This is a genomic window from Devosia honganensis, assembly GCF_042648785.1.
Lineage (GTDB): Bacteria > Pseudomonadota > Alphaproteobacteria > Rhizobiales > Devosiaceae > Devosia > Devosia honganensis.
The window spans coordinates 38,611-45,045 of the sequence record NZ_JBHRYD010000004.1 but is presented as its reverse complement, the minus strand read 5'-3'; the positions used below and the strand labels follow the sequence as shown (position 1 = coordinate 45,045).

Genomic DNA, 6,435 nt, shown 5'->3' with positions numbered 1-6,435 from the left:
TGCCGAACGAGCCGGAGCGGCACCCCATCAACCCAAAAACCTAGACCGTCGATCCGGCCCTCGCGGCCGACGCTCGACAGATTGAACAGGAGGACTAGCAGATGACCACGCGCAAGCCCGTGACCACTCCCGCAATCCCCGCCGATGAGGCATTCGCCAATCGCATTGTCTCGGATCGTGACGCTGCCGTGGTCGAGGAAACCCGGCTCCGGGAAGAACTGCTCACCCGCGAAAGCTACTACGACCGGGAAATGACCCGGCTCATTGCTGAGCGCGATGCTGAGGTCAATCCGCTCAACCTCCAGATTGCCCAGCAGGGCCGCATTGTCGTCGCCGCTGATGCTGCGCTGGAAAGTCTGGCTCCGCCGAAAGGGCAGGCCGAGCAGGAAGATATAGCGCCCCCCGTCGCCATGGCGGCTGAGTAGCCATGAACCTGTCCGAGCCCACCAAATCCACCCGCGCATGGTCCCGCCAAAGCAACAAGGTCAATGACCAGTTGCGGCAGGCCCTAAAGGCGCGGGGTATCACCACCGACAAGAAACGCCGGATCGCTATCCAGCTTGCTGCCTCTGGCCGGGCAGACATGTCCGACAAGGCCAGGCTTCGTCTCGCCGCCCGTCGCCAGAAGGATGAAAGCCAATGAGCGTCAACAAGGTTATTCTCGTCGGCCATCTCGGCGCCGACCCCGAAATCCGCACCACCGAGGCCGGTACGAAAATCGCCAACCTCTCCCTCGCCACGTCCGAAAAATGGACCGACAAGAACACGGGCGAGAAGAAGGAAAAGACCGAGTGGCACCGCGTGGTGATCTTCGGTTCGTCCGAGCATTCCGGCATGGCCGGCATTGCGGAAAAATATCTCAAGAAGGGCAGCAAGGTCTATCTCGAAGGTCAGTTGCAGACCCGCAAATGGCAGCATCAGGACGGCACCGACCGCTATAGCACCGAAGTGGTATTGCAGCCGTTTCGTGGCGCAATAGACCTGCTGGACAGCGCCAGCAGCGGCAATCGCCCGCCGGCCGCCAGTTCTCCCGATGATTACGGCCAGACCCGGACGCGCGAGCAGTCTGGTGGCTCAGAGCGCCCCCAAACCAGCCGCCCGGCATTCGATGCTGGCGGTATGGACCCAGACATACCTTTTTGAGGCTGTTCATGAACCTCAACCATGCAAATGACAATGACACCATGAGGCCGCTCTGGGTGATTATGAACATGGTGCTCGACCAGGCCGCCCGGCGCCAAAAGGCAAGGCTCATCTCATGAGCGCGGTCCCGGCAACTAAAATCGCCATGAGCGAAGTCGATACCGAAATGTCGCTTCTCGGCTCCTTGATAGCGACCGAAGGGGCGCTTGAGTATTCGGCTGGTCTCATCAAGCCGGAATGGTTTTCCGAGCCGATCCTTCGCTACATTTATGAGCAATGCACGAAACTGGCCGAAGCTGGACACCGGCTGTCGCCGCCAACCGTCATTGCCGCCATGCCGGAGGATATCGCCGGCGTCCCGCGCAATCAGTTTTATGCCCACCTCACCCGTGAAAGCCTGCCGGTTTCGATGATCGGAGGCATGTTGCAAACGGTCAAGGACCGCTGGGCAAGGCGCGTCCTGACCGAAATGGGTCAATCCGTCATCGAGCAATCGCAGATGCACGGCGCTGATCCATACGAGGTTGCCAGCCGGTCCATGTCGATGATCGACACTGTGATGGAAGTGCAGGCCGAAAAAAGCGGGTCGAGCCTCGCGGATGCGGGAAAGCAATTCTTCGAGGATATTACCAATCCCGACAATCTCAAGGGCGACACCACCGGCCTGCGCATCCTCGACAACAAGCTGAACGGTTTTCGCCGGGGCCAGCTCTATGTCGTGGCCGGCCGACCGGGCATGGGCAAATCGGCGTTCATGTGCTCGACGGCCAGACGCACAGCGCTGAGCGGAGCAGGGGTGCTGATCTTCTCGCTAGAAATGACCCGGCAGGAGATTTTCGCCCGCATGGCTGCGGATCAGATCGACTGGACCAAGGCTCCAGGCTTCGGAGACCTGCTTCGCGGCGATCTGAAAGGCATGGATGACCATGTTGGCAATGCCTATGAGGCGCTGCGAAAAGCGCCGATGCACATCGATGACAGCGCCCGCCTGACATTTGCGGAAATCGCAGCCAAGGCGCGCCGGCTCAAAGCCGAGATGGAAATGCACGGCGTTCGCCTCGGCACCATCTGGATCGACCATATGGGCCTGGTGACGCCCTCAGACCGATATGCGGGTAACAAGGTGGCAGAGGCCGGGGAAGTCTCTGGCCGCGCCCGCGCGCTCGCCAAGGAGTTGGATTGCTGCGTTATCCTGCTGTGCCAACTCTCCCGCGACGTGGAAAAGCGCGATGACAAGCGCCCCGTCATGTCCGACCTTCGCTGGTCCGGTGAGATCGAGCAAGACGCCCATGTGATCGGGTTCCTGTTCCGCGAGGAATACTACCTAGCCCAAGATGCAAATGCCGATCTTGGCGCCCTGGCGGATGCCCGCTGGAAGCTTGATTTCCTCATTCGCAAGAACCGCAATGGAGAGACGGCTGATTGCCGTCTGTGGTGCTCCATCGCTCACTCCAGCATCAGGGACAATCTATGAGCGACCCTTGGCTGAAATTCTATCCGACCGACTGGCGTTCCGATCCGAAGCTCAGAATGTGCGGCTTAGCCGCTCGTGGCCTGTGGATCGAGATGATCTCGATCATGCATGAGGCTACGCCCTACGGTCACCTTCTCGTCTCCGGTCTCGCCCCGACAGATGCACAGCTCGCCGTGTTGGCAGGAACTTCGCCCGATCAGATCCCCGCATTGCGCGGCGAACTTGAAGCGGCTGGGGTTTTCTCCCGCACGAGAGAGGGTGTCATTTTCTCTCGGCGAATGACGCGTGTGGCGAAGAAGTCCGCGATTGCCAGAAAAAACGGCAAGAACGGCGGCAACCCAACCCTTTTAAAACAAAGGGATATTTCCGCTTCGGATAACCAAATTCCAACCGACCGGGATAAGCCCCAGAAGCCAGAGGCTAGAAGCCAGATAGTTGCTTCGCAACCGCGCGGGGAGGATTTGATAGATAGCTTGCTCTTGGCGGCTGGCATTAGGGGTAACCCTTCTCCGGGCCTTGCTTTTCCCGGCGAGATCCTCGGGTTGATGCAGGCTGGATTTGACCTCCATGCCGACATTCTTCCGGCGATCAAGGCACGACCGAACCCGAAAGCGCGGAGCTGGGCCTATTTCGTCCCGCAAATCCGAGACGCGGCTGAACGCAAGGCAGCGGCAGCATCCTCCCCGGCACCTGAGCGAAAGGCGGTGGATTGGCAGGAAAGGCTAGCGGCGTTTTACGAGCAAGACGTCTGGCCTCACTCGTGGGGGCCGAAGCCGGGCGAGCCTGGCTGCGCCGCGCCGGATGATCTGATCGAGCAGGCGAGGGCGGCAGCATGAACGTCCAGCAGCGCCTCGAAGCTCTCCGCGATGAACTGGCCAATCTCGACCCGAGAGTGCCCGGCCTTCGCGCTCGCGTCGAGCGCTTTCAGCGCCAGATCGCCATGCTGACGGAAGATCAGCGCGAGCCCCAGCCTATCCCAGAGCCGGTTCGGAGGCCGTATCGATGATGCCCGCCGTACTGCGCCAGTCTGGTCCGAAATTCATGAAGGACGGTGTTCTGTTCACGCCCCGGGCCATGATCGCGCAATGCGAGATTTGCGGGATGGAGCATGCCCCGTTCGGGATCACCGATGAGCATGGCAAGCGGCTCTATTTCTGCCGCGAGCATGTCCCCCAGGAAAGCGAAAGGAGAGGGTGATGCCAGCATATCGCAGCAGCGATGAAGGAGAAGTGCGCGAAGCGGTGGTGGCCCGGATTCGTGAGCGCCGCCCCGAGGCTCGGATCATTCACGAAATCAACGTCAGCAGCTATGGCCCGAACCGCATCGATGTTCTGGCCGTTTCGCCGGCCGAGATTATCGCGGTGGAGATCAAATCGGCCAAGGACAAACTCGATCGGCTGCCAAAGCAGATCGAGAGTATGAAAGGTTGTGCGCACCATGTCATCGCAGCGCTTCACGATAAGTTCTTGATTGAGGTGCCCGCCAATCGTGGATGCGCACATTTCGAGCGTGACGGAAAATTTTATTCTAGGACAACGCCGGTCATCCGCCCTAGGCCACATGAGGTTTGGGTTTTTCCCGAAGCGCGTCGGGCATTGCCGGAAGCAAGTCACGACTTCCTTGAGAAGTGGCAAATGCCAGCACAGCAGTTCCAGGCTGCATTGCCCGCCGGAGCAATTGACCTACTTTGGCGGGACGAACTGGCGTGGCTATGCGGCTCGCTCGGAGTTGCCGCCGGCCGCCGTTCCACCATGCCGGAAATGGTCGCGGCGCTTCGCTGGCACTGCAACGGCAGCGAATTGACCAAAGGCATCTGTTCCGCCATCCGCCGCCGTGAATGCGCCGAAGCCGATCCGGCAATCGCTGCGTAACCCTTCCTAACCACCAGAGAGACAGAGACACATGGCAAGGCGCGGTCCAAAGCCGAAACAAGGCGCTCGGGAAGCCAACGGCCGGCTTTCCCGCAAAAAACCAGACATCATGAAGCGACTGGTCGGTATGCACGACAAGGCTGAACGTGAAGCGATGCGCCCGGGCATCGAGGCGCGGCATCGGCATTATGGATTGGATCCCAGGATCGGGAAGGATCAAATGGCAGGATCATTCGTTGGCCGGCTGGCCATGTCGGGGGAAATCACGCAGCAGCAGTACGAGGCGGCGGTGCGCTATTGCGAGGTCTACCAGGAAATGCAGGCCACGGTCGGCGGTCCGAAGCCATCGGGCGCGGTGAACCTCAATGCAACGAGAGGCATGCCGGCGCCGGAGAATGTCGAGCGCTCGAAGAAGGCGTTGGCAGATTGGCGCGCCGCGGTCGCCGTTGTGCAGGAGCGCCAGAACGAGGTGAGGGCAGGCGGGGCGCTTATTGCGGCCCTGGATTACTGCGTTCTCCGCGATGAATCGCACACGCATATGGTCGGATGGATGCGCGAGGGGCTAAACGCCCTGGCCCGGCATTTCAAGATTGGGGACAAACGCAAGGCTGCTTGACGTTTGGCAGCAAATCAGTCAGAGTTTTTATGCTAACGCATAAAGCGTCCAAAATTCAGGGTCCGGGCAACCGGGCCTTTTTGATTTCAAGCTGCGCAGGATGCCAGCCCAAGCAGGGCCGGCACCGAGTTTCCAGGCTACTCCATCAAAAGTTCGCCACACATCTGGATTCCGAGCATCCATCCAATGGCGCAGCCCAGGTGGTAGCCAGCGGAGCCGTCCTGAATCTTAGGGTGATCTTTGATTTTTGCCATGGCAGGTGCTGAGGCACTCAGCGAAAGGGCACTGGCCAGCGCGACGGCGGTGAGTATCTTCTTCATGCTCGTTTCTCCTTTGGTTGGCATGCAAAGGTTAGACGGCTGAATGTGACAAAACCTTGGGGCAGTTCGAAATAAATCTGGTTTGGCGCTGCACCCATTCAATTTGAGGCGGGCGAGCCCATGCGCGCAGGTTGCGAAAGCCCCTGCTGGCTCGTGAGGCTCCCGAAGCGCAATAGGGAGCTTCCGCCTCAATCTCTCCCAGCAGGTAAGCGCATTGGAGCGCAGGGGCGGGCGCTGGTAGCCAGCGCACCTGCGGTCTGGCTACCAGTTTTTTGTCGCTAATTCGTGAAGTTGAACTCGCTCAATTCGCAAACGTTGTTGTCGGCGGAGATAACCTCGTCGCCGTCTTCGAAGACCGCAAGGAAGTCATATTTGCAATAGCCTGACCCGTCATCGATGTTGATCGTGACGCTGTCACCTGCAGGCAGGATGTCGCTGCCGAGAATATCTTCTTCCCAGGATTCGCTTCCGGTGTTCGAAGCGTAGAATTCCATGATCGTGTAGGACGATGTATTGTTGATCACAACGCGTCGATCCAGCGCGGTAGCGCTTATGGTCCCCGCTGCCAGCAAGGCAAGCGATAGAGCTGTAACAGCTTTTTTCATATTTTTTCCTCGGGGCAAGAGTCGCCCGAGGCGGTGTGTATTTAGAGGTTTTGCGGAGAGCAAGCTACTCCTCTGGGAAACCCATGAATAAGCTCGCATTATCGTCAATTTCCATAAGCAGCAGGCGAGTTCCAGCCAGCTTTGCCCTAACCCCATTCCCCAGCTCTTGGCGTAACAACCAAGGCCAATCCGCAGCGCGGCGTAACCCGCGTCGAGCCGGTTGCCATCCTGCCGGCGCTGCGCAGCCGCTTCCTCGCCTTCATTGACCGTATGCGCACCCATGCCGATTTTTCCGCCGGTCATTTCGACCCGGGGCGAAGTCTGGGCTAACCAGCATAGATCGATTTCGGTCGGGCGCTTCGGCGCTCGGCCTGTTCACCTAACTTGTGCAAGACATGCACGGGTT

General features: G+C 59.5%; 10 protein-coding genes. 8 read left to right on the top strand and 2 right to left on the bottom strand.

The genetic code is table 11. The features are described 5' to 3' along the window. Positions 1-101: 101 nt before the first annotated feature. The 8 genes from ACFOOL_RS06995 to ACFOOL_RS06960 all read left to right on the top strand — a co-directional run bounded on the left by ACFOOL_RS06995 (position 102) and on the right by ACFOOL_RS06960 (position 5,104). Positions 102-425 carry a hypothetical protein gene (locus ACFOOL_RS06995; RefSeq protein ID WP_380096151.1) on the top strand — a complete coding sequence of 108 codons (324 nt, stop codon included), beginning with the start codon at positions 102-104 and terminating at the stop codon, positions 423-425. A 2-nt stretch (positions 426-427) separates the two neighbouring features. After that, positions 428-643, top strand: a complete 216-nt coding sequence (locus ACFOOL_RS06990; RefSeq protein WP_380096149.1) for a hypothetical protein — start codon at positions 428-430, stop codon at positions 641-643. Next, positions 640-1,143 carry a single-stranded DNA-binding protein gene (gene ssb / locus ACFOOL_RS06985; protein WP_380096147.1) on the top strand — a complete coding sequence of 168 codons (504 nt, stop codon included), beginning with the start codon at positions 640-642 and terminating at the stop codon, positions 1,141-1,143. The genes ACFOOL_RS06990 and ssb overlap by 4 nt, the downstream gene beginning before the upstream one ends. Positions 1,144-1,288: 145 nt before the next feature. Further along, on the top strand, positions 1,289-2,617 hold the full coding sequence (locus ACFOOL_RS06980) for a replicative DNA helicase (protein ID WP_380096145.1): 1,329 nt from the start codon (positions 1,289-1,291) through the stop codon (positions 2,615-2,617). Continuing rightward, complete coding sequence (locus ACFOOL_RS06975) at positions 2,614-3,453, top strand: hypothetical protein (RefSeq protein WP_380096143.1); 840 nt, start codon at positions 2,614-2,616, stop codon at positions 3,451-3,453. Before ACFOOL_RS06980 ends, ACFOOL_RS06975 begins: the two co-directional genes overlap by 4 nt. Before the next feature lie 166 nt (positions 3,454-3,619). Beyond that, complete coding sequence (locus tag ACFOOL_RS06970; RefSeq protein ID WP_380096141.1) at positions 3,620-3,814, top strand: hypothetical protein; 195 nt, start codon at positions 3,620-3,622, stop codon at positions 3,812-3,814. Further along, positions 3,814-4,488: an NERD domain-containing protein gene (locus ACFOOL_RS06965; protein ID WP_380096140.1), complete on the top strand. Its 675-nt coding sequence runs from the start codon at positions 3,814-3,816 to the stop codon at positions 4,486-4,488. Before ACFOOL_RS06970 ends, ACFOOL_RS06965 begins: the two co-directional genes overlap by 1 nt. Before the next feature lie 31 nt (positions 4,489-4,519). Next, complete coding sequence (locus ACFOOL_RS06960) at positions 4,520-5,104, top strand: hypothetical protein (protein ID WP_380096138.1); 585 nt, start codon at positions 4,520-4,522, stop codon at positions 5,102-5,104. 137 nt (positions 5,105-5,241) lie between these two features. Here the strand turns inward: ACFOOL_RS06960 and ACFOOL_RS06955 are convergent, their stop codons facing one another. Further along, the gene (locus ACFOOL_RS06955; RefSeq protein ID WP_286021628.1) at positions 5,242-5,424 is read right to left on the bottom strand and encodes a hypothetical protein; all 183 of its coding nucleotides are present in this window, start codon (positions 5,422-5,424) and stop codon (positions 5,242-5,244) included. Between the two features lie 278 nt (positions 5,425-5,702). Beyond that, the gene (locus ACFOOL_RS06950; RefSeq protein WP_380096136.1) at positions 5,703-6,332 is read right to left on the bottom strand and encodes a hypothetical protein; all 630 of its coding nucleotides are present in this window, start codon (positions 6,330-6,332) and stop codon (positions 5,703-5,705) included. Between the last annotated feature and the right edge of the window lie 103 nt (positions 6,333-6,435).